Genomic DNA, 24,160 nt, shown 5'->3' on the forward strand with positions numbered 1-24,160 from the left:
GGTTACTTGGCTTACGGAAGCAGGCATCGAGACGCAATCGATACGATCAGATTTCACTTGGTTTCGCAAAGGCTTCGCAGCGGACAATGCCGGATCGCGGCGCGTAAAAATAGTGTCAAGCAGGTCTTAGCACCACCCTGTACCGAAAGAGACTTGTGAGAGGGGGCGCTCGGCCCGAAAATTCACGTTGCCCCAGGGGGATAACTGAGGGCGTCCAAAAAATATTCAGAGCAATGGCGGCGTCGGGCGACCAACAAGGCTTCGGACGAAGCGGCTTCGCATCTGGCGAACCGGCGAACGTCCGCGCGCGTCGCAAGCAGGCCTGCCGTTCAAAGCTTTCCTTTCATTCCCGGCCTGTCGAGACGCCCCGCGGGTTGATACGGCCGCTCGACCGCTATCTTGCTGCGCGTCCCGACGACCGCTGCTTCATCGACGGTCAGTCGATGCGAATCAGCGCGGTGCTGCTCAGCCTGGTGATGACCTTCGCGCCGGTCGCGACCTACGCGCAAAGCGTGCCGCCCGGCGTGACCCGCATCGTCCCCGACGGCCGCACCCAAACGACCGTCACCACCAGTGGCAGCGTCAGCACCGTTACGACAAGTACGGTCAGCGGTCCGAACGCGTTCAATTCATTCTCGCAGTTCGAGATCGGCCGCGGAGCCACCGGCAATCTGGTACTGCCGAACGGCACCAGCAATCTCATCAACCTGATGACCGGCAACGATCCCGCCGTCATCAACGGTATCATGAATTCATACAAGAACGGCCAGATCGGCGGCAATGTCTACTTCGCATCGCCCAAGGGCTTCGTGGTCGGCCGGTCGGGCATCGTCAATGTCGGTTCGCTGAACGTCACGACGCCGACGCGCGAATTTGTCGACAGCGTCATCGGTCCGTCGGGTCAGATCAATCAGGGCGCCGTCAACAATCTCCTCGCCGGCACGGTGCCGATCTCGCCGGACGGCAATATCCGCATCCGCGGCCGCGTCAACGCGGTCGATGCGGTGCGCTTGACCGGCCAGAACGTCCTCGTCGGCAGCCAGCGCGACGCGGTCAACCGCGATCACGCCATCAAGTTTGCCTCGACGGTGAACTCGCGCGGGTTGCGCAGCGCGAACTCCATCGTGGTGCGCAACGGTTCGATCCAGATCGTCGCCGCCGACAGGGCGCGCGTCAACGGCCGGCTGTCGACCGCATCGAAGACCGGCAAGGCCGGCGATATCACCATTTCGGCGCGCGACATCATGGCCGGCCCGCGCGCGAAGCTGTCGGCTGCGAGCACGGCCGGCGACGCCGGCAAGATCATCATCTTTGCCGACAACAACCTCGAGGTGAAATCCGGAGCGCAAATCGACGTCAGTTCCACGCAGGGCAATGGCGGTTTCGTCGACCTGTCGGCGCGGAATACGGTCACGCTCGGCGCGATCCGGTTCAAGCTCGCCGCGCCGAATGGAACTGCCGGCACCGTGCTGGTCGATCCCGACGACATCGTCATCACCGGCGACGGGCAGAGCTACGGCACCGGCAATAGTCTTTACAGCGACGGCGGCAACATCATCCTGACCGCGTCCGACAGCATCACGGTCACCGCAACCGGCGTGATCGACAGCCGCGCCTATGACCGCGGGCAGGGCGACCTTTCCGAAACCAATGTGTCGACCGGAAATTCCGGAAACATCACGCTCAACGCCCCGAACATTACGGTGCTCGGCAAGATCCTCGCCGACGTCATCAATGACGGCACGAGCTACACGGCCGGCGACGTTACGCTCAACGCCATCGCGTCGGTCAATCAGGTTGCCGGACTGGTGGAGACGGCGACGAGCATCGATATCGGCGGCAATGCGCTGATCAAGGGCCGCAATATCGCTCTGAACTCGAACGCGACCGCGATCTCCTCCTATACCGATTCCGTTGTTGGAATTCTGGCGCTGATCGGCCAATCGGCGGCCGCCTCGGTGATCGGGCTCAACGGCGGCTATGTCGCCGGCACCGCGACCGCGACGATCAACGTGCGCGACAACGCGACGATCGACGGCACCGGCAACGTCAACATCGCCTCGTCGGCGAAGGAGGTGGCGTCCGACCCGGCGCTGTCGATCGGCGGCGCCTTGCCGGTCACCGTCGCGGTCACCGTCGGCGAGATCGTAGGCACGGTGGAAACCACCATCGGCTCCGGCACGCATGTCTATGCCGGCGGCGATCTCAAGATCACCAGCCAGAACGACGCCCACCTGAACGTGCTGGCGATCGGCCTGTCCGACGACCAGTTCGTCCCGACTGTCGCCTACGGCACCGCGTCGGTGAACACCAGCACCACAGTGGAAACCGGCGCCGATCTGAAGACCGGCGGCAATCTCTATGTCGGCGCGCAGAACATCAACAGCTTCAATGTCAGCGCGACATCCTATTCGATCGGGCAGACCGGCAAGGCCGGCGTTGCGATCGCCTATAGCGACGTCAACACCAAAGCGACCGCGAAGCTCGGCGCCAATGTCGGCGCGGCCGGCGCCCCCATTGCGGGTTCGGTCACCGTCGAGGCGAATTCGGGCATGCCGAATTCGACGGCGGATGCGACCAACACGACCTCGTCGACCGCGGTGGCGGGCAACTCGATCCTCATCGATCTGATCGCCAAGGGCGCGGCGTCCTTCACCCAGAAGAAGTTCACCGACTTCGTCGCCGCCAAGGCGCCGTCGTCGAGCCGGAGCGATCTGAAGTTCGCCGGCGCGCTGAGCCTGACGTTCAGCGATCAGTCGGCCACCGCGGCAATCGAGAACACCGGCACCACCGGCGCTGCGCCTTCCATCAATGCCGCCGGCAACGTCGCCGTCGTGGCCAAGGTGTCGGATGTCGGCGTCAGCAGCCTCGCCGACGCCAGCACCAATTCGCAGGAAATCGCGGATCCGGACGCCGCCAGCACGCAAAGCCAGGCGAAGAAGGCGGTCGCGTTCGGCGTCGCGATCGGAAATTACGGCCACCACGCCAATGCCTATATCGGGCAGGACGTCGCGGTGTGCTGCGCCAATCTCGGCGTCTCGGCGACGATCGAGATGCCGATCACGATCACCTGGCTGACCTACGACAATCTCGGAACCTGGCTCGGCAAGTTCAACGGCAACCTCGGCACCGTCAATGAGGTGCTGACGAGCTACGCCAACGCCGCCTCGCAGGCGCAGGACGCGACCAAGGTCGGCGCTGCCAATTACTTCGCCGTCGACAATTCGGCGACCGCCTGGATCGGTGAGGGCGCCACGATCACCCGCGATTCCACGACGCCCGCCGCGCCGTGGTCCACCGCGCTCGTCGACGGCTCGTCTGTCGCCTGGGATCAGGCGATCGCCGTTCAGGCGGCCACGCGCACCGCCAGCATCAATATCGGCGGCAACTTCAGCTGGGTCGGTCTCACCGGAAGTTCGGGGCAGCAGAACGAGGCGGGTCACAGCCGGGCCTCCGCCATCGGCGGCGCGGTCAACGTCGTCTCCTACACGAACAACACCATCGCCGGCATCAGCGACGACGTCACCGTCAACTCCAACGGCGGCGTCGGCGTCAACGCCAGGAACGAGAACGTCGTCTTTTCGGTGTCGCCGACCTCCGGCGCCGGCAACGACACATCTTACAACGGCATCGTCGCGCTCGGGCTGATCGACGACGTCGCGCACGCTTCGATCTCCAATTCGGCGCGTATCACGGCTCCCTCGGTCGATATCGGAGCGGACGAGATATTGTCGATCTTCTCGGTCGGCGGTGTGGTGGCGTCCTCGCAGACAACCGCGGTCGGCGTGGTAGTCGCGGTCAACCAGATCCAGGCCGATACCGCAGCCTATATCGGCGACAACCGCGCCGATATTGCAGGAAGCCGTGACGCCGCCAACGATCCCGGCACGGCTTCGAGCGTGACCGGTTACGTTTACACCGATGGCCTGCAGCTCGACGCGCAGAGCTACGGCATCGTCACGGCCGCGAGCGTCGCGGCGACCGAAGCCTCCGGAAGCTCGAACAGCACCGGCTCGACCTTCCTCAACAAGTTCATCAGTCTGCTCAAGACGGACAGCGCGCAGAGCAAGGCGGATTCGAAGGCGGATTCGGCCGCCGGAACCACGACGCCGAAGACCAGCCTTTCGATCGCGGGCAGCTCGTCCGTCAATATCTCCGAAGTCAACACCACCGCCTATATCAGCGGCGCCGTCATCGACAAGAAGTCCGCCGCCGGCAGGACGTCGGTGCAGGCGGTCAACAACACGATCCAGCAGACCGGCGCCGGCTCGGCCGCGTTCGACATGGCGAAGGTTTCGTCGGGCGGGCAGGCCGGCAAGAGCGCGGCAGTCGCCGGCGCGCTCGCCATCAACATTTCCGGCAACGCGACGCGCGCCTATGTCGACAATTCGACCATTTCAAACACGCGCGCGTTCTCGGCACTGGCTTTGTCCGGCGGCGAGCAAACGACGGTTGCGCTCGGCCTTGCCATCAATAATTCGGCGGACAAGGACAAGGCGGCATCGGTCGCCGGCTCGGTATCGATCGCTATCGTCACCGATCTCGTCGACGCGCATGTTTCCGGCTCGGCGATCACGGTCGACCCGGCGCTGACCTCGGCGACGCTCGGCTACACGGACGCCTTTATCGTCTCGGCCTACCAGACCACCGACGTCGGCGTCGGCGGCGGTTCGCTCTATTTCGGCGGCAAGACCGGCTTCGGCTTTGCCCTGACCTATACCGAGATCGGCGATCCGGACGGGCTCAAGGCGGTCAATGCGCATGTCACGAACTCCACCGTTACCGGCTTCTTCAACGCGACGGTGGGCGCGTCCTATGCCGGCAGCGTGGGCGCCGGCGCCGGCCTGTTCGGCTACCAGAAGGGCAACGGCGGCACCGGCGTCGGCTTCGGCGTGTCGCTGGTGATCACCGATATCGGCCCGACCGTGGATGCCTCGATCGACGGCGGCTCGGTGGTGCGCGTTGCCGGTATCAGCCAGATGTCGCCGGTCGTTTATGCCTCGACGCTCGTCAGCACGACGGAGCTGACCGACACCGCCGACACCGACTACACCGAGACCGGCCGGTTTGTGAATCCGCTCGATCCGAACGTCACCTTCTACTCCTATGATGTGGCTCACACGGTGATGGAGCTGCGGCACGGCGACGTGACGGTGTCGTCGAACGGAACGCGCATCGCGGCGTTCGACTCCGCGATCGCCAATGCGGCGCGGACGGGCGGCTCCCTCATCAACACCGGCTTGGTTGACTTCAGCGGTGCCGCGATCGCGGCCGAAGGCACCAATTCCGGCGCCTCGATCACCGCGGTGGCGGGTCTCATCCAGGGTGGGGCGAACTCGGTCGGCTTCGCCATCACCGCGAGCACGATCCACCAGACCAACCGGGCGACGATCGACCACGCCAGCGTGACGTCCGACAACGGCGATGTGGTGGTCACCGCCGACAGCAGCGCCGATATCCTCGGCATTGCGGTCGGCATCGCGGTGTCGGACGGCAAGTTCGCCGGGCTTGCCTCGAGCAGCATCAACCTCATCGATAATACGGTGTCCGCCACCGTCGGCGGCACCGGCGCGACCCCCGCCAATACAACGGTCGACGCCACCAATCTCGTCGTCCGCGCGACCGACAATGCCGATATTCGCGGCGCCGCCGGCACGCTCGGCATCGGGCTTGGCAATGCGGCGGCGGGCCTGTCGGTCACCTACGACCAGATCGGCAATTCGGTCACCGCGGCGATCAGCGGCGCCAAGGTGGATGTCGGCAACGACGTCCTCCTGAACGCGGCATCGAACGCCGACATCCTGTCGATCGCCATCGGTATCGCCGTCTCGAAGAATGTCGGCATCGCCGGCTCGGTCGTCACCAACATCTCCGACACCAACGTCACCGCCAGGATCGACGGCGGGGCCGATGTGACCGCCGCGAACAATATCGGCGTAATCGCCGACAACACCGACACGATGAAGGTCGTTGCCGGCGCGCTCGGCGTCGGCCTGACATCGGCCGGCGTCGGCATTTCGGTCGTCGTCAACGACGTGAAGGGCGCGACCACCGCGACGATCGCAGGCAGCGGCACCAAGGTCGACGCTTACGCGACCGGCGGCTCCGCCCTGTCGGTCAACAGCGGCGCGCTCGCGCACAGCTTCGACGTCAGCACCGCGGACAACCCGAACCTCGACATTCCCGATCTGAGCGAGCTTCAGCGCACCGTGTCCGGCGTCGCCGTGGTGGCAAGCTCGCATCAGGCGGTGGTCGGCGTCGACGTCACCATCGGCCTTTCGGCGGAACTGCTGACGGGTGACGCGCTGGCGCTGGCGCCGGTGACGAGCCTGATGGGCGGCAGCACCACGGCCTCGATCGACGGCGCACAAGTCGGCACGCGGCTCGCGAATTCGCCGTCGGCAACGGCCGCGCCGCAGATCTTTGTCGGTGCCGGAAGCCTGAGCTATTCGCGTAATCTCGTCATTGCCGGCTCCGGCGCGGGCGGCTTCAGCGGCGCCGGCGCCATCGCCGCCAACCGCATGGAGCGCGCCACCCACGCCTTCATCACGGACGCGCAGATCGGCTCGAGCACGCGGTCGGTCGGTGACGTCGCCATCAACGCCGCGGCGACGCAGATCGCATCGGACATCGCGGTCGGCCTCGCCGTCGGTGTCGCAGGGGCGGGCGCCTCCATCATCGTCAATGTGTTTTCGGCCGACACCCAGGCCTATCTCACGCACGGCGCTCTCTACGCCTCAAACTTGCTGGTCAACGCGCTGAGCACGGAAAGCTATTTCGCGGCCGGCGGCGCGGCGGCGGTCAACTTCCTCGGCGGCTTCGCTGGCGCTTTCGTGGTCGGCGCCACCCAGAACACTACCAAGGCCTATATCGGCGATGACGACGCCGGCACTTCGGTCAATCTCGCCAACGACCTGACGGTCAACGCGCAGTCCGACAACACGTTCTACAGCTACGCGATCGGCGGCTCGGCCGCCGGCACCGGCGCGGTGGCCGGCATGGTCGACTTCACGGTGGTCAACAATCACACCGAAGCGACGATCAGGAATGTCACCGACACGCAGACGGAAGCCGGATCGGACGTCAATGTCTCCGCGCTGGAGACCGTCACCATCCGCCCCACCGCCGGCGCCGGCGCGGTCGGCCTGTCGGGGGCGGGCATCGGCGCTTCGATCAACGTCGTGTTGCTGAAGAGTCAGGTCGCGAGCGGTATCGTCGACAGCACGCTCGACGCCAAGGGCGCCGTCAACGTCCTCGCCACGAGCAACAAAGATATCGACATGCAGACGGTGACGTTCGGCGCCGGCGGCAGCGTCGGCATCGCGGCGTCGATCAGCCTGCTGCTCGCCGGCCGGACCGCGCCGGGAGATGCCGCCGACCAGATCAATGCCAGCGTCTCGGCGGCCGACGGCGCAAGCAGCGGCATCCCGGCCGACAACGGCATCGAATCCGACGACGTGCCGGGCAGCGCCAATCCGGCGCCGGACCGGCCGCCGTCCTACAGCCTTGCCGATGCGCTCGGCAGCGCCAACGACGCGGTGACCGCGGAGATCACCGGCGGTTCGACCAAGGCCGATGCGGTCAGGGTCGAGGCGACCGCGAACGTCAAGACCAAGAACACCGCCTCCGGCGTCGGCATTGGCGGCACGGTGGGTGTCGGCGCGGCGCTCGGCTATTCGCTGGTCTACGATACGGTGATCGCGTCGGTCGAAGGCGACGTCACCTCCGACAAGGTCGATGTGCTGGCGACGATGCAGGACAATTCCGGCCACGCCGTCGAGGTCAATGCCTATGCCGGTGCGGGTTCGCTCGGCGCGGCGGTGGGCGCGGGCGTTGCGATCGGCACGATCAACAATACCGTCGCGGCCCGGCTCGGCGGCAAGGTGACCGGCTCGGGCGTCGGCACCACGGCGAACAAGGCGACCGTCAGCGCGCTCGACAGTTCCAGCGTCTCGACGCAGGCGGTCGGCGCGGCGATCGCCGCCGGCGCGCTCGGCGTCTCCGCCTCGGTCAGCACCAAGTCGAGCCTTGTTTATGCGACCGTGCCGGAAGGGGCGGTGATCGATGGCTATTCGACGCTGAAGATCCTGGCGACCGGCCGCGGCGCGGTGAGTTCGGACGCCATTGCCGGCGCCGGCGGCGTCGTCGCCGGCTCGGGCGCGGGCGCTGAGTCGACCGACAACGAACACATCATCGCCGAAGTCGGCACCGCCGCGATCCAGGAAGCGCTCACGGGTAATCCAGCGCCCTCCGGGCCGCCGGCCGGCGGCGCGCCGAAGATCACGGTCGGCCTCGGCGACCCTGGCGACGCGGCGAGCCTCGGCGCGCTCGAGGTCCATGCCAGCGGCACGCCGGAAGCGACGGCCTCGGCGGTCGGCGTTTCGGTCGGCGCGGCCGGCGTCGGTGCGTCGGTCGCGAAGGCGACCGTCAACCCGACGGTCACCGCGCTGGTCGACAGCTACGCGCAGATCATCACCGCGCCGGTGCTGTCCGCGGATACGCCGCCGATTGCCGGTTACGGCAAGCTCATGGTTTTTGCCGAGACGCTGGTGCCGGCGAGCACTTATTCCGCCAAGGCTTTCGCAGTGGCGGGCACCGGCGGCTATCTGATCGGCGCGAACGCGACCGATTCAGAAGCGAAAAACGACTCCTTCGTGCGCGCGGCCATCGGCGATCATGTCGTGCTTCCGGTCGGCAATATCGAGATCAAGGCGCGCAACAATACCTCCGAATATGCCGACACCACCGGCATCGCGGTCGGCTATATCGCGCTCGGCGTCGCCGTCGCGCTCACCACCGCCAACGCCACGACGCAGGCCGCGGTCGGCAACTCGGTGACGTCGGATGACGAACGCATCGGCAGTCTGTCGATCAGCGCGATCGGCACCGACACCGTCGCCGCGACCGCGACCTCGGGGGTTGGCGGTGTCATCGCCGGCAACGGCGCGGGCGCCAACACCACGGTAAATGCCAATGTCGGTGTCAGCATCGGCGACGACGCCGACATTACCGCGGGCATCCTCTATCTCGGCGCGTCGCACGCCACGAACTACAAGGCGCGGGTCAGCTCGGTGAACGCCTCGCTCGCCGGCGCGAGCGGCGCGGCGGCGGTCAACGACCTCGACTCCAACGTCACCGTCGACATCGGCAAGAACACCAAGCTGATGGCGCTCTCGAACGCCTGTGGCAGCTCGAGCTGTCTCGCCGCCGTGACTCTCATCGCCGAAAACGACTTTGCGCAGATCGGCAGCGGCGACAGCGCCACCGGCGCCGGTGGCGGCGTGCTGAACGGCTCGGCGGTCGAAGGCAACACCAAGGTCCGCGGCCACACCACGATCACCGTCGCCGACGGCGACGATGCGGCTCACGGCACCACCATCACCGCCGGCACCGACCCGTTCAACAATCCGGGCGGCATCCGCATGACCGCGTTCAGCACGCTGAACGCGCAGGACACCGTCAGCCTCGAAACCGGTGGCGCGATCACCGCGGCGGGCGTCAATACGACGGTCGACGCCGAGGTGCACAACGACGTGACCGTCGGCAACTTTGTCCAGCTCAAGACCTTCGGCAGCATCGGTCTCGGCACCTTCTCGCAGATGGCGGTGAATACCGGCGCCTATGTCAGCACCTACGGCATTGCCGCGGTCGGTGCGGCGGCGGCTTTCGTCGACCTGCGGGACTACGAGACGGTCACGATCAAGAACAACGTCCGGCTCGACGCCTTCGGCAACGTCAACCTCACCCCCGGCCAGGATCCCGGCGGCAATTTCCGCACCGTGCTGATCTCCGGCCTTTCGGATGCGCAGGCCTATGTGCGCGGCCTGATCGCGGTCCCGGATGCGATCGGCCGCACCGAGCTCACCACGGACTCGAACCTGGTAATCGGCACCGACTCCTATATTGGGGCAGGGCAGAACGTCACGCTCGCCGCCTATGAAGGCTCGCAGTCGCTGGAGTCGCACGGCGACGCGCACGGCTATTTCCTGTTCCTCATTCCGGTCACCGTCAGCGACTCCGACCGCATTCCGCACCAGAGCTCGAAGATCGCGATCGGCGACCGGACCAATGTGGTCGCCGGTCAGTATCATGAGCAGACCGTCACCATCGATTGCGGCGCATCGGCCTGCACATCCGGCTCGCGGCCGAGCCTGACGGTCGCGGCCGGCGGCGCGCCGCTCAGCTGGATCGACTACACCGATCCGAACAAGCCGCTGTTCGACGTCGTCGCCTATATCAACAGCCGCTACGACCCGGACGTGAAGGACGTGCTGCTGTCGTCGGTGGCGGGTTCGCCGGTGCCGGCGTTCCAGATCGGGCCGCTGTTCGCGTCGGGCGGCAGCGTCACCATCGATGCGCGCACGCTCGCAGGTAGCGGCACGATCACGGCTTACGGCTCGCCGAAGATCAACGTGACGGCGAACAGCCCGGCGTATCTGATCTTCAGCGGCGCCTATATCCCGGACCTCGTCGGCGGGCAGGTGAACTTCACCGGCGCGGCAGGCGAGAGCAGCAAGCCGGCGGGCATGGTGATCGACCGGCAGGCCGGCGATGGCCTCTCGAAGATCACGCTGGTCAACAATTTCACCGGCCAGACCGGTTCGACGGGCGCCGGCCCCGCGATGCTGTTCGACGGCGACGTCACCAATCTCGGCGGCACCATCACCATCAACAATCTCGGCGGCTCCTACGGCACCGTCGGCAACACCAACGCGCAGGGCATCGACCTCAACGTGCCCAACGGCGCGGCGGTGATCTCCAATCCGGGCCCCGGCGGCTATTACGGCCCGGTCAACGCCTTCGGCGGCTTCGACGGCCTCGCGGTTCTTTATCCCGGCGGTCAGGCGGATCGTTACGACAATACGCCGAACAGCACCTGGACGCCGACGCTCGGCGCCAACATCGCCGCGGAATACGTCGCCAATATTCTGTATCAAGGCCACTATACCGGCAGCACCGACGCCGAGAAGCTCGCCAACATGAACGGTGCGATCTACGGCTTCCTCAACGCCGGATCGGAGCATTTCTTCGCCGGTACCGAGATTTCCGAGATATCGACGCTGTTCTTCAGCAACTGCGTCCCCGGCGCCGCCGGCGCCTGCACGAGCAGCCCCGGCTACACCCCCAATTGGAGCGTCGGCACCAACTTTATCGTAACGCCCGGTTTGAACATTCCCGCCTTCGGGATCTACGTTCCCGGACAGTATCTGATGGGCAATCTTGGCAACCGTTCCTATTTCGAGCGGGCCGTTCCGTTCCGGTCGCTGACCTACAGCAGCAACAATGTCTCGCTGCCGGCGACCAACCTGGTCACGACCTTCGGCGGCGGCAACGTCGCCATCAAGGCGGCGGTGATCGACATCAACGCCAAGATCGTGATCGGCCGGCCGGCCGAGCAGACGGTGACGATCCCGCAATCGGTCGAGGCCACGCTCGTGCAGTACCGGACCGATTACCTGAACGCCTCCGCGGCGGGCGGCTCGTTGCCCAACCCGGTCCATGACATTCCGGGACTGCTGAGCGCACTCGACGCGGCGACGCAGGGGCGCGGCACGGCCGTCTACGACGCCTCCAGCAGCCAGATCATCATCACCGACACCAACGCCTCGTCGAGCGGCGGCCGGCTGACGATGAACGGCGCGATCATCAGCACCAGCACCGCCGGCAATATCGAGGTGAACGGCGGCCTCGGCCAAGTGACGATCGACAACCAGACGTCGATTTCGATGGTGGTCAACAAGGTCAACACCGGCAGCCTCGGGACCGATGGCACGGTGGTCAGCACGGTGAAGATCACCGACACGCTGCGTCCGACCGCGACCAATACGACGACCTATCTCTACACCGCCGGGCAGGGCGTCCTGACCTACGTTACCGGCAACGGCGACGATCCGGTCCTGACCGGTCCCAATGCGACCGCGCCGCTGGGCGCGCTGAATGTCTCCGGCAACCTGCAGTACACGCCGGTTCCCGGCGCGCGGCTGCAGTGGGCGCAGCAGGCGGAGTTGACGCGCAGCCTTGATAACGCGGGCGCCGGACAGTGGAGCTGGGTGATGCCCGGCGACCAGCCGAACAATCCCTGGATGTTCGTCAGCGGCGCGGCGCTCACCAACCCGAGCTATGACGCGACCCAGAAAACGGCGTCAGGCGATCTGGTGTCGCAGGCGCATCCGCAGGGCATCGTCACGATCGGAAATCCGAACGACGCGAAATACAAGCAGACGATCACCGGCGGTATTACCAGCCAGACCACCTATCAGGAAAACCAGTACGACCAGGGCAGGCCGGTCGTGGCTGGGTTTGACGGCAATTCTCCGGTGGTCCTGTATTACTTCTCCGGCTTTGCTGCCACCGGGATAGCCAGCCCCTTCGCGGCGACGTCGGCGCATGGCTGGAGCGGCGATAGCGATCAAACGGGGCACATTTTCAATATGCCGACCGCGCTGTGGCTGAAGGTCACAAGCTCGGTCAAGGCCGACAATCCCTTCAACGTCAGTTTCAGAGGCGGCACGGTCGGTTCGGTGAGCATCACCTCGAGCGCGCCGGTGACGCTCGCCGATCAGCTCACCAATTCGAGCGGCACCACCCGGATCACGGCGGCCGGCAGCATCACGCAGGGTGTCGACGCTTTCGTGCGCACGAGGAACCTGATCCTGGATGCGACCGGCGGGCAGGGCGCCACCGCCAACAACGCGACCAGCGGCATCGGCGCCAAGGGAACGCCGTTCGCGGCGACGCTGAACGGCGGCGTCGTCAACGCCACCGCCGGCTCCGGAAGTTCCGGTGGCATCTACATGGACATTTCCGGCAGCGCGACCACCGGCAAGGTCGCGGCGGTCGATGCCAACGGCTACGGCGACATCGAATACACCCAGCATGGCAACCTGTTCGCGGCCGGCGGCGCCGATGCGGTGCCGATCAATTTCATCGGCAACAACATCACGCTCTCCAGCATCGGCGGCGCGATCGGCACCGGCGCGGCGCCGATCGTGATCAGCGCCAACAGCAGCCTCGATCAGAACGGCGCTGCGGTCGGCGGCAAGGTCGACATGAACGCCCAGGGCGACATCAATTTCCGGCAGAGGAGCGAGACGCCGGGAGGCCATCTCGACCTGCGGCTCGGCACCGTGACCTCGCAGTCCGGCGACGTGATGATCGAAGTGACGAACGGCGCGCTGGTTGATGCGCGCGGCCTTACCGCAGGCGACGCGCTGAGCCAGGATCAGGTCGACGCGATCTCGCAGCTTCTGCACCTGACGGCGGCGGACGGCGCGGGTCAGGCCGCGATCGACCGCTCGGTGACACCGTTCGAGAAACTCATAACCAGCAACTACAACCGCTATTTCCGCATGAAGGGCGACGCCTGCACGGCCAACTGCACCGCGCTTGAAATGTCGGCTGCGACGCTGGCGTATTACCGCCCGCTGGCTCAGGCGGGGCTGGGCGTTGCGAACGCCGATCTCACCGATGCGATGGTGACGGCCTATATCGCGACACTGCACGAGAAAGACACCTATGTCCTGTCGGACGCGGCGCTTGCGCTCTATCGGCCGCTGGCATTGGCCGCACTCGGCAGCGGCGCGACGACGGTCACCGATGCCCAGGTTCGTGCCTATGCCGACGCGCAGTATCTGGGCATCGCCCGCGATTTCCGCCGCGCCTTCGGCGACGACTGGGCGGCGCTGTCGCGGTTCGCGACCCCGGGTTACGCGAGCTACCTGACCCTGAGGGGCCAGAACTGCACGGCCAATTGCGCGACCTTCTCGGTATCGGACGCGGCGCTGGCGTTCTACCGGCCGCTCGCCGCCGCGGCGCTGAACGTCGCCACGCCGACCGACGTACAGGTCAGGGACTACATCACGACGGCCCACAACAAGTACGGGAGCGTCAACCTCAACGGCAGCGCACTCGACGGCTACCGCGCCGCTGCGCAGTCGGCCATCGGCGGCGCCGATCCGGTCACCGATGCCGATGTCCGCGCCTATGCCGACGCGAGGTTCCAGGGGCTTGCGACCACCTACACCTTCGCCGTCACCGATACCGAAGCGGCGTCGGGACTGCTGTCGTCGCTCACGGACCGCGCCGTGTGGGATCCCGCGCAGATCGTCGCCGGTATCGACCGGACCGCGTTCCAGCCGGCGTCGCCGGTGGTCGGCAACGCAACGCCGAACATCGTCGGCCGCAATGTCACTCTGACCGTCGGCGGCGGCATCGGCGTGCTGGCCGCGCCGGTCTCGGTCGGCCTCAATTCGTTGATCGATGGTGGCGGCGGCGCGCCGCTGACCAACGCGCAGAAAGCCGCGATCGCGGCCGCCAACACGCCCGGTGCGGTGACGGTGGTCGGCACCGACAGCCAGGGGCAGACGGTCCGGGGCTTCTCGATTTCCGATATCCCGGCCGGCGTGACGGTGACCGGCGTGGAGATCAACCGGCAGGCTCCGATCTTCGTCTCCGCGAGCGAGACTTTTACGGCGACGGCGTCCGCCGGCGCGGCCTTCGTGCAAAGCACCGGAGCGCCGGACCTGACGGTCGGGCAGGTGACGGCGACGGGCGATGTCGCGCTGACCTCGCCGAAAAGCATTCTCGTTGCGGTCGACCAGCAGCTCGGCGCTCTGTTTGCCCAGCAGGTCAAGACGTTCGGCAACCTGACGCTGACCGCCGGCAGCGGCAACATCGGCGCGGCCGGCCGCGCCTTTACCTATGCGGCCGATGGCAACCTTGTCGCCGCTCAGGCAAGCGGGAGCGTGTATCTCGACTACGCCGGCGGGCTGACCGGAGCCAACCCGAAGACCGAGATGACGATCGGCCGCGTGTTCGCGGACCAGACCGCCTCGCTGAATTCGAGCACCGGCGGCATCTCCGGTTATCTGCCCGGCCTCGCGATCACCGCTCACGACATCTGGCTGAACGCCGCGGCGGGCGACATCGGCGCGCCCGGCAGTGCGCTCAACGTGCGCACCGACGGCGGCGCGCTGACCGGCACTGCGTCGGGTAGCGCCTCCATCAACAGCCCCACAGTGGACGGCCAGATTCCCGCACCGCTGACCGTCGCTTCGCTTGCGGCCAACGGCGCGATCACGGTGACCGGCGACTTCGACCTCGTCGCGCAAAACGTCACATCGGCCAACGGCGACATCCTCATCGGTTCGGCCGGCAACACGACGGTGACGAATGCGACGGTCACGGCGCAAACCGGCAACGCATCGATCACGGTGACCGCGCTGGGCGATCTCGAAACCGGCACGCTGACCGCGCCGGGTCAGGTCAAGGCGCAGGCGGGCAGCACGCAGATGGTCACGGTGAGCGGCACGCTGACCTCACGGACCGACGGCGTCGAAATTCTTGGCGGGGCGGTTGCGATGCAGGCCGGTTCCTCGGCCGTCGCCGACAAGACGGCCGTCGTCACCGCGCAGAACGGCGACGCGACGGTCGAGCAGTTGATTTCGGCGGCAGGCGATATCGCGGTCACCGCCGCCGGTCAGGCGAAAATCGTCACGGCGACGGTGCAGGGCGGCAGCGGCGGGATTACAGCGAATGCGGGGGCTGACCTCGACCTCGGCAATCTGACCGCGCCGGGCCGCGTCTCCGTACAGGCCGGCGGTGCGCTGACGGTTGGCCTCGGCAAGGCGATCACCTCGCTGTCGGACGCCATCGACGTGGCGGCTGCCTCGCTGGCGATGCAGGCTAATTCGTTGATGTCGGCCGCGAAGACGATCGCGGTGACGACGCTGGGTGACGCCATTGTCGGCAAGCTGATCAGCACCTTCGCGTCGCCCACGGCCAACACGCCGGTCATCACCGTCGCTGCCGGCGACGCCACGCATGCGGGCCAGATCCAGGGCAACGGCGACGGTCAGACCAACTTTACCGTCACCCGGCCGAACAGCGCGGTCACGCTCGCGGCGAGCAATGGCATGGGGACGGAAAGCCAGCCGCTCACGGTGGACACGCCGTGGCTGTCGGCCACCGCGACGCAGGGTGACATCCACATCAAGAGCCTGGGCGACGTTCATGTGCGGACGCTGGCGGGCCCCGGCAAGCTCGATCTCACCACCACCGGCGCGCTCATCTTCGATGAGGTGAAGGGCGACGACATCGTTCTGCAATCGAACGGAAAGCTGGATGTCGGCAATGTCGAGGTGACAAGCTCGGTGCAGCTCATCGGCACGGAGATTGTTGGCACGGTCGTTCAGACGCCGGGCTCTCCGGGACCGCTGATGGTCACGATCATGGGCCCGAACGGAACGCTGGCCAAGAACGCCGTGGTAGTCATCGATCCGCCGGCGACCATCATTCCGCAGCTGCTCGCGGTCGACGCCACGATCACCAATATCGGTCCGAGCTTTACCGTGCAGTACGGCTACGTCTCCGGCCAGTTCACCTTGTTGATGAACGGCCAGACCTTCGTGATGAACAACCGCAGCCCGGCGCCCCTCGGCGGTGTGGACGTCCAGCTCTACCAGCAGGGTTCGCCGTTCTACTTCTCGCAGAACGGCATCCGTACCTACACCAGCGGCTATGTTGTCAATTACGGCCTCGGCGTCGACCCGACCGCGCTCAGCCTGTTCAACGGCATGAGCTTTACCCGCGACGTACCGCGCGACATGTGGAGCGGCAGCCCGTTCGACGACAAAGACGACGGCGGCAAGAAGCCCTCGCGCCTGCGCAAGACCGGCCTGTCGCCGCAGGCGATGCTGGACGGCTTCCGGATCCCCAGGGCGGTCCAGAAGGTGGGCGAAGGGCCTGCGGTCAATATTGAAGGCCTGCAATGACGGGTGCGGCCGGTTCAAGCCGAAGGGTGTCTCAGCCAGGTCCGACAGTCCCGCCGCCGGCAGATCGAAGGGGAAAACGCCGGGCTGGCGTTATGAGGCGGCCGGAAAGCACTGTATTTTCGGGCAGATTCCACGAATTGTTCCGTCATTTCTCCGGTAGCCCTGTCGCCATGCGAATGCGGTTGGCCTGTCTGGCTCTGAGCGTCGGCCTCGTGTCGGTGGCCGTGTCGGTTGCGCATGCGCAGGTTGCGCCGCAGATTAATCCCGGCGTCATCGATCGGGACGTCGAGCGCCAGCGCCAGCGTATTGAGCAGCAGCAGCAGCCGCAAAAGCAGCAAGGGCCTGCGGTGGTCGGGCCGCAACGCGCGCCGGCGGTGACCATTCCCGGCGGCGGCCCGCGCTTTCTATTGCGTCGGGTAAGGTTTGACGCCTCGAAGTTCATCACGCCGGAGGAACTGCAGGCGATCGCGTCGAAATATGTCGGCAAACAGGTCGACATCGCCGGCCTGCAGAACCTCGTCGCCGACGTCAACGCGCTCTATGCGCAGCGCGGTATCGTGACGGCAATCGCGACGCTTCCTCCGCAAACCGCGACCGGCGGTGTCGTCCACGTCAAGCTGACGGAAGGCAAGCTGCAGAAATCGAGCGTGGTCGGAAACCGGCAGACCTCCGCAAACTATATCCTGCAGCGGACCGACCAGCCGAAAGGCGAGGTGCTCGACGTTCCCAAGCTCAATCGCGATGTGACGTGGTTCAACCGTACCAACGACGTGCAGGTGCGGGCGCTGCTGCAGCCGGGAACGGACTTCGGTCTGACCGATCTGCAACTTGCCGTCACCGAGCCGCCGCGCAACACGCTCCAGCTCTTTCTCGACAACCAGGGGGTGCGGACTACCGGGCGGGGCGAGGGCGGCGTCTATTACAAGCTCCACGGCATGCTCGGCATCGACGACCGCCTGACTTTCTACGGCGTTAAGTCGGAGGGCAATCTGAACGGCAATGTGGCCTACAACGTGCCGATCAATCCATGGGGTGGGCGGCTCGGCGTGAGTTATACCCAAGGCAAGATCAAGATCGTGCAAGGGCCGTTCACCTCGCTCGATGTCACCGGAAATTCCAATCAGGCGGGCATCAATTTCGGCCAGCCGCTGTTCGTGAACGAAACCTGGCTCGTCCAGGCAAACGCCGCCTACGTTTACGGCAATTCGGAGAGTGACTTCTCTGACGTCACGGTGAGCAGCGACCGCTATGGCAAGGCGACCGCCGGCGCGGCGATTACATGGTCGGGCGCAAATTACTGGGTTTCAGTATCGCCGGCATTCAACGCGATCGACTGGCACGACAAGATTCTCGGTGGCGACCGCAGCTTCGACACCTTCACCGGCGCGGCGAATGCACTGGTCAAACTGCCCTTCGCATTCAGCGCGACATTTCTCGGCAGTTGGCAATACACGAGCGAGAAGCTGTTGCCGGGCGATCAGCTGTTCTCGATCGGCGGTCCGACCACCGTGCGCGGCTATCCGACCAACGCAGCGTCAGGCGACAAAGGCTACTACTTCAACCTCGAGCTTCACCGCGACATGTCGGACATGCTGCGCGGCCTCGATCTTTTCGCCTTCACCGACAGCGGTGCGACCTATTCCACGTTTCCAGGACACACGCAGCTCGATTCCTCGGGCTTCGGACTGTCGTGGACGCCCTACAGTTCGATCACCTTCGAGGCGAGCGTCGGCTTTCCGTGGCGGAACGTGGTGCCAAACCAGAACGATGCGGAATTCTACGGACGGGTGACCATCCGTCCGCTGTTGCTTCTCGCTAGTCAATGAAGCGGCGGTAACGCCGGCAGAACAAGGAGAGTGCAATGCGTACCGATGATGGGGTTTCCAGAGGGGTTCTCGCCAGCGCGGCCCTGGTTCTGATGCTGGCGCTGCCGCAGCAGGCGGCCGCGCAGGTCAAAAGGGATGCGGGCTCGCCGCCGGCCGGCGCCTCCGGCGTGATGGCGACGGCTCAGGCCAAGGTCGATGGCTTCCGTGCCGCCAAGTTCGGCATGACCGAGGCGCAGGTGAAGGCGGCGGTGATGAAGGAATTCAATCTCAAGGCCGACGCGATCCGTGAGCAGCCGAACCCCGGCGAGCGCACCAAAGCGATGGTCGTGAAGGTGCCGGACCTGCTGCCGGGCGGTGGCGGGGCCGAGGTGTCCTACATCTTCGGTTACCAGAGCAAGAAGCTCATTCAGGTCTCGATCTCGTGGTCGAAAGCGACCGACGACAAGATGACGCCGGAGCAGCTGTTCTCGAACTCGAGCGTGCTGCGGGCGCATTTCCTCGGCGAGGGTTTCAAGCCTGAATCGATCGCCTCCAACATGCCGGTGTCGGGCGGCATCCTGATGTTCCGAGGCAGCGACGCACAGGATCATTCCGTCATCCTGATCCTGCAGGGCACGATGGCCCAGGGCGCCAACAACCAGCGGGTGCTGACGCCGACCGGCCTGCTGCTGTTCTATGTCGAAGACGCCAAGACGCCGGATGTTTACCGGCTGCCGCGCGGCTCTTTCTAAACGTTGCTGCGGCCGGCGGCTCAAACCCGCCGGCTGCCTCTCACGCGGTTCCGAGATAGGCGGCGCGGACCCGCTCGTCGTTGAGCACGGCGGCGGGGTCGCCCTCGGCGATGGTGCGGCCGTAATCGAGGACGTGAATGCGGTCGGCGAGATCGGCGATCATCTGCATATCGTGCTCGATCCAGATCATCGACACACCCAACTCGTGCTTGATGCGCAGGATATAACGGGCGAGGTCCTCGCGTTCCTCGCGGTTGAGACCGGCCGAGGGCTCGTCGAGCAGGATCAGCGCCGGTTCGGCGGCGAGCGCCCGGGCAAAGCCGACGATCTTCTGAATGCCGAACGGCAGAGAGCCGACCGGCGCGTGGCGATAACGCTCGAGGTCGACAATGTCGACGATGCGCTCGACGGCTTCGCGATGCTCGATCTCGGCGCGGCGCACGCCCGGCAGAAACAGCATTTCGGCGAGCGGATTAGTTTTGATCCGCGCATGGCGGCCGGTTAGCAGATTGTCCAGCACGCTCATCTGGCCGAACAGTTCGCCGTGCTGAAAGGTCCGGGCGAGGCCGCGCGCCGCGATGACATGCGGCGCGAGCCCGTTGATGCTCTCGCCGCGAAAGCGGATCGTGCCGCCGCCGCGATAGATGCCGCTGATGCAGTTGAGAGCGCTCGTTTTGCCGGCGCCGTTCGGGCCGATCAAGGCGAATAGCTCGCCCGGCCGCACCTCGAAGGAAATATCATCGAGGACGGTGAGACCGCCGAAGCTCAGGCTCAGGTGTTCGACGACGAGTTCAGCCATACCACCTCCGCGACCGGCGATATTGCTTGACGTCGCGATAGCTGCGCCGCGTGCCGTCGGCGCCGCCGAGGTAGAACTCCTGCACGTCCTTGTGGCCCTGAAGGCGCTCGCGATTGCCGTCCAGCACCACGCGGCCGTTCTCCATCACATAGGCATGGTCGGCGATCTCGAGCGCGACCGCCGCGCTCTGTTCGACCAGCAGGATGGAGATGCTGAGTTCATCGCGGATCGCGGTGAGACGGCGCTTGAGATCGTCGACCACGATGGGCGCAAGCCCGAGCGAAAGCTCATCGATCAGCAGGATTTTCGGCTGGCACATCAGGGCGGAGGCGATGGCGAGCATCTGCCGTTCGCCACCCGACAAAAGGCCGCCGACCCGGGCGCGCAATTCGGCAAGTCGCGGAAAGAAGTGATAGACGCGCTCCTCCTGCCGGCGGGCGTCGCCGCCGCCATGCGACACCGGGGCAATCAGGTTTTCGGCGACGGTAAGGTTTGGAAACACTTTTTCGCGTTCCGGCACCAGCACGATGCCCCTGGCGGCAATCTCGTGGGGAGGGCGGTTCTCCAGCCGTGTCCCATCGAACATGACGGAACCCTCGGTGACACGGGCGTCGTCGAGGCCGAGAAAGCCGGAAATGGCCCGTAGCGTCGTGGTCTTGCCGGCGCCGTTGGTGCCGAGCAGTGCGACGATTTGGCGTTCGCCGACGGTGAGCGTGACGCCCTGCACAGCGGTGATGACGCGCTTGTAGACAACCTCGATCTTCTCGACCGCAAGGAGCGCCGTCATTTGCCGCCTCCCGCGAGGGAGCGCTGTTTGAACGGCCACAGCAGAAAATAGTTCTGGACGCGACGCCAGATGCCGACGAGGCCGAGCGGCTCGAGGATCAGGAACAGGATCATCACCACGCCAAACGAGGCATAGTTGACGGCAAAAATGTCGCCGGCGAGCCGCTGCACATTCGGAAGCAGATGCAGCAGCGCTTCGATGACATAGGGGAAGATGACGACAAAGGCCGCGCCGAGGATCGCGCCGAGCAGCGAGCCCATGCCCCCGATGATGATCATCGCCACGTATTGAATGGAGAGGAACAGGTCGAAAGCCTCGATCGAGACGAAGCCGCGATAATAGGCGAACAGGCAGCCGGCGACCGAGGTCATCGCGGACGAGATAATAAAGGCGAGCAGTTTGTAGCGGGCAATGTGGATGCCGAGCGCTTCGGCGACCGTCTCACGGGTGTGGATCGCGAGCCAGGCGCGGCCGCTGCGGCTGCGCAGGAGGTTGATGCAGATAAGGAGGCAGGCGGCTGCCGCGGCGAGCAGCACGAAATACCAGGCGCGTCCGTCGCGCAGCGTGACGCCGAACAGGCTCGGCGGCTCGACCACGATGCCGGTCGAGAAGCCGCGTTTCGTTTCGTATTCGCCGCCGAGATAGATGACGATGAAATGCAGGGCCAGCGTGCTGACCGCGAGGTAAAGTCCGCGCAGCCGCAGCGACGGCAAGCCGAAGATGAAGCCGAGCACCACGCCGGTCAACGCCGAGGCCGGCAGCGTCAGCCAGAACGGCGCATGAATCTCGCGGGCCAGAATGCCGGTGGTGAAGGCGCCGGCGGCGATCAAGCCGGCGTGGCCGAGCGAAATCTGCCCGGCATAGCCGGTGAGCAGCATCAGCGACAGCGCACCGATCGAGGCGAGCAGAACCTGGCAGGCGAGGTCCAGAAGGAAGGGGCCGACGGCAAAGGGCAAGACCGCGAGCGCGATCAGGAAACATGCAAGGCTCGTTTTCTCTGCGCGCGTTTGCACCAGCGCGGTGTCCTGCGCGTAGGCGGTGCGGAAATAGCCGCTGGCGCGCGGCGCCGGCCTAAACACGGTCCAGCTCCTCGCGCGTGCCGAACAGACCCCAGGGCCGCACGATCAGCATTGCGACCAGAACAAGGAACGGAACCACGTCCGACAGAAGCGGGTCGACGTAGTAGATCAGCAACACCTCGGCGCCGGCGACGATCAGCGCACCGATCAGCGCCCCGGCGAGGCTGTCCAGCCCGCCGACCAGCGCGGCCGGAAATGCTTTCAGTCCGATGATCGGCATCGCCTGCGTAAGGCCGGAATCGAGCGCCATCAGGATGCCGGCGGAAGCGCCGGTCAGGGTCGAAAGCCCCCAGGCGAGGGCGTAGACGGCGTGCAGATTGATGCCGCGCTGGGCTGCGAGCAGCGGGTTCTGCCCGGCGGCCCGCATCCGCGTGCCCCAGCGGCCGAAGCGCAGAAAGACGAACAACGCGCCGTAGGTGAGCGCGGTGACGCCGACCAGCACGGCCGACCACAGGGAGATATGCGCCCCGGCAATCGCCAGCGAAGGGTTCGGCACGCCGAGCGCCTGCGCCGGATATTGCTGCTGCGCCGACCAGATCAGCACCACGATACCTTTGATGAGGATGCCCAGCGCAACGGTGGTGAGAATGGCGGCGAGCACCATCTCGCCGGTCATCTTGCGCATCAGAAAGACATAGACGAGGCCGCCGGCCACGAGACTGAGCAGCACTGCCATGCCCAGCGCGAGCGCAGGGCTGCCGTTGAACAGCGAGGCGGTTGCGAGCACCAGATAGGCCCCGAGCATCATCAACTCGCCATGCGCGAGATTGAGCACGCGGCTGACGCGATAGATCAGCACATAGCCGCACGCGATCAGGGCGTAGATCGACGCCAGCACGATGATGTTGACGACCAGTTGCACGTCGGCCCGCCGCAATTGTCGTGAGAAAGGAAGCCCGGCGGCGACGGAGCGCGCCGCCGCCGGGCAGGGAGGATCCCGGCGGTTACTTCACGGGATAGGACTTCCAGTCCTGCACCTGCGCGATCGCCGACTTTGCGCCGTCCCAGCGGTAGACGCGGTAATCGAGTTTGGTGCGGAAGTGGTTGTCCTTGGTCCACTCGATCGGGCTGCCGCGCAGGCCCTTGGTGTCGAGCTTCAGGCTTTCCATCGCCGTGCGCACCTTGGCCGGGTCCGCCGGCCATCCGGCCGCCTTCAGCGCCGCCTCGATCGCCATGCCGCCGATCCAGCCTTCGGTCATCATGGTCGGCGGATATTTCGAGCCAGCTTTCTTGACGGCGTCGATGATCTCCTTGTGGGCGGGCAGGTTGTCCTGGAACAGCGCATTGGCGCCGATCACGAAGAACCGGTCGTCCTTGAGCCGGGGCAGTTCGGCCTCGGACTCAAGATGCGCCCAGGCGATCATGTCGTCCTTCCAGCCGAGCTTGCGCAGCGCTTCGAAAGTGCGCACCTGCGTTACCCACGGCGCCCAGGAATAAACCCAGGTCGGGCCGGCGTCCTTCAGCTTGGTGGCGAAGGGCGTGTAGTCGGCGGTCGGCGGCGGAATGACTTCCTTGTCGACCGGCGTCATGCCCATCGTCTTCGACAGGCTTTCCGCGTGGTCGATCTCGCCGCGCGACAGCGGAATGGCCATCGCGGAGAACCCGATCTTCACCGCGCCCTTGGCATGGGTCTTGATGAAGTCGAGCGCGGCCTGGCTATCGTAATTCGCGGCATAGCCGGTGGTGCAGAACTGCAGCGGGTCGGCCGGCGGGTAGACGCTCTTCGGGCAGACGCCGCTGGCGAACAGCAGCGGGACGTTGGCGTTCTTGCTCTCCGCGATCACCGGCGCGTAGGTCGATGACAGGCTCGCATTGACCATCAGGACGACCTTGTCCTGCGTGATCAGCTTCTTGGTGTTGGCGGCGGCCTTGGAGGGCTGCGCGCCGTCGTCTTCCAGAATGAGCTTGATCTGCTTGCCGTTGACGCCGCCGGCGGCGTTGACGCGGTCGATATAGATGCGCAGGCCTTCGACGGCCGGCGCGTAGGTGCTCGACGGCGGGCCGGTGAGCGCGCCGGTCAGGCCGACGAGATAGGCGTCCTGCGCGGCGGCCGGCAGGGCCGCGCCCAGGGTCAAGCCGAAGACCATCGCGGTCCCCAGCAGCAGTGTCGTCTTCATGGCTTCCTCCCTCGTTGCGTATGGTTGTTCTGGTCTTGCTGTCTCACTC

At 65.7% G+C, this 24,160-nt stretch carries 8 protein-coding genes; 3 read left to right on the plus strand and 5 right to left on the minus strand.

Annotated features, from left to right (window positions below; all coding sequences use genetic code 11):
* The first annotated feature begins 374 nt into the window (after positions 1–374).
* From AB7F10_RS06910 to AB7F10_RS06920, 3 genes are all read left to right on the plus strand, one after another.
* A complete protein-coding gene (locus tag AB7F10_RS06910) occupies positions 375–16,772 on the plus strand; it encodes a leukotoxin LktA family filamentous adhesin (protein ID WP_428559288.1) in 16,398 nt (5,465 codons plus the stop codon).
* A 176-nt stretch (positions 16,773–16,948) separates the two neighbouring features.
* Positions 16,949–18,598, plus strand: coding sequence for a ShlB/FhaC/HecB family hemolysin secretion/activation protein (locus tag AB7F10_RS06915; RefSeq protein WP_428560019.1), 1,650 nt, complete (start codon positions 16,949–16,951; stop codon positions 18,596–18,598).
* Between the two features lie 35 nt (positions 18,599–18,633).
* Positions 18,634–19,329, plus strand: coding sequence for a hypothetical protein (locus AB7F10_RS06920; RefSeq protein ID WP_428559286.1), 696 nt, complete (start codon positions 18,634–18,636; stop codon positions 19,327–19,329).
* A gap of 40 nt (positions 19,330–19,369) precedes the next feature.
* Here the strand turns inward: AB7F10_RS06920 and AB7F10_RS06925 are convergent, their stop codons facing one another.
* The 5 genes from AB7F10_RS06925 to AB7F10_RS06945 all read right to left on the minus strand — a co-directional run bounded on the left by AB7F10_RS06925 (position 19,370) and on the right by AB7F10_RS06945 (position 24,111).
* Complete coding sequence (locus AB7F10_RS06925; RefSeq protein ID WP_428559283.1) at positions 19,370–20,128, minus strand: ABC transporter ATP-binding protein; 759 nt, start codon at positions 20,126–20,128, stop codon at positions 19,370–19,372.
* Entirely contained in the window at positions 20,121–20,915 is a 795-nt protein-coding gene (locus tag AB7F10_RS06930; RefSeq protein WP_428559281.1) for an ABC transporter ATP-binding protein, read from the minus strand. Before AB7F10_RS06930 ends, AB7F10_RS06925 begins: the two co-directional genes overlap by 8 nt.
* Positions 20,912–21,994, minus strand: coding sequence for a branched-chain amino acid ABC transporter permease (locus AB7F10_RS06935; protein ID WP_428559279.1), 1,083 nt, complete (start codon positions 21,992–21,994; stop codon positions 20,912–20,914). The genes AB7F10_RS06930 and AB7F10_RS06935 overlap by 4 nt, the downstream gene beginning before the upstream one ends.
* Positions 21,987–22,856, minus strand: a complete 870-nt coding sequence (locus AB7F10_RS06940) for a branched-chain amino acid ABC transporter permease (protein WP_428559277.1) — start codon at positions 22,854–22,856, stop codon at positions 21,987–21,989. Before AB7F10_RS06940 ends, AB7F10_RS06935 begins: the two co-directional genes overlap by 8 nt.
* An 82-nt stretch (positions 22,857–22,938) precedes the next feature.
* On the minus strand, positions 22,939–24,111 hold the full coding sequence (locus AB7F10_RS06945; protein WP_428559275.1) for an ABC transporter substrate-binding protein: 1,173 nt from the start codon (positions 24,109–24,111) through the stop codon (positions 22,939–22,941).
* Positions 24,112–24,160 lie beyond the last annotated feature (49 nt).

The organism is Pseudolabrys sp., assembly GCF_050250095.1.
GTDB lineage: Bacteria > Pseudomonadota > Alphaproteobacteria > Rhizobiales > Xanthobacteraceae > Pseudolabrys.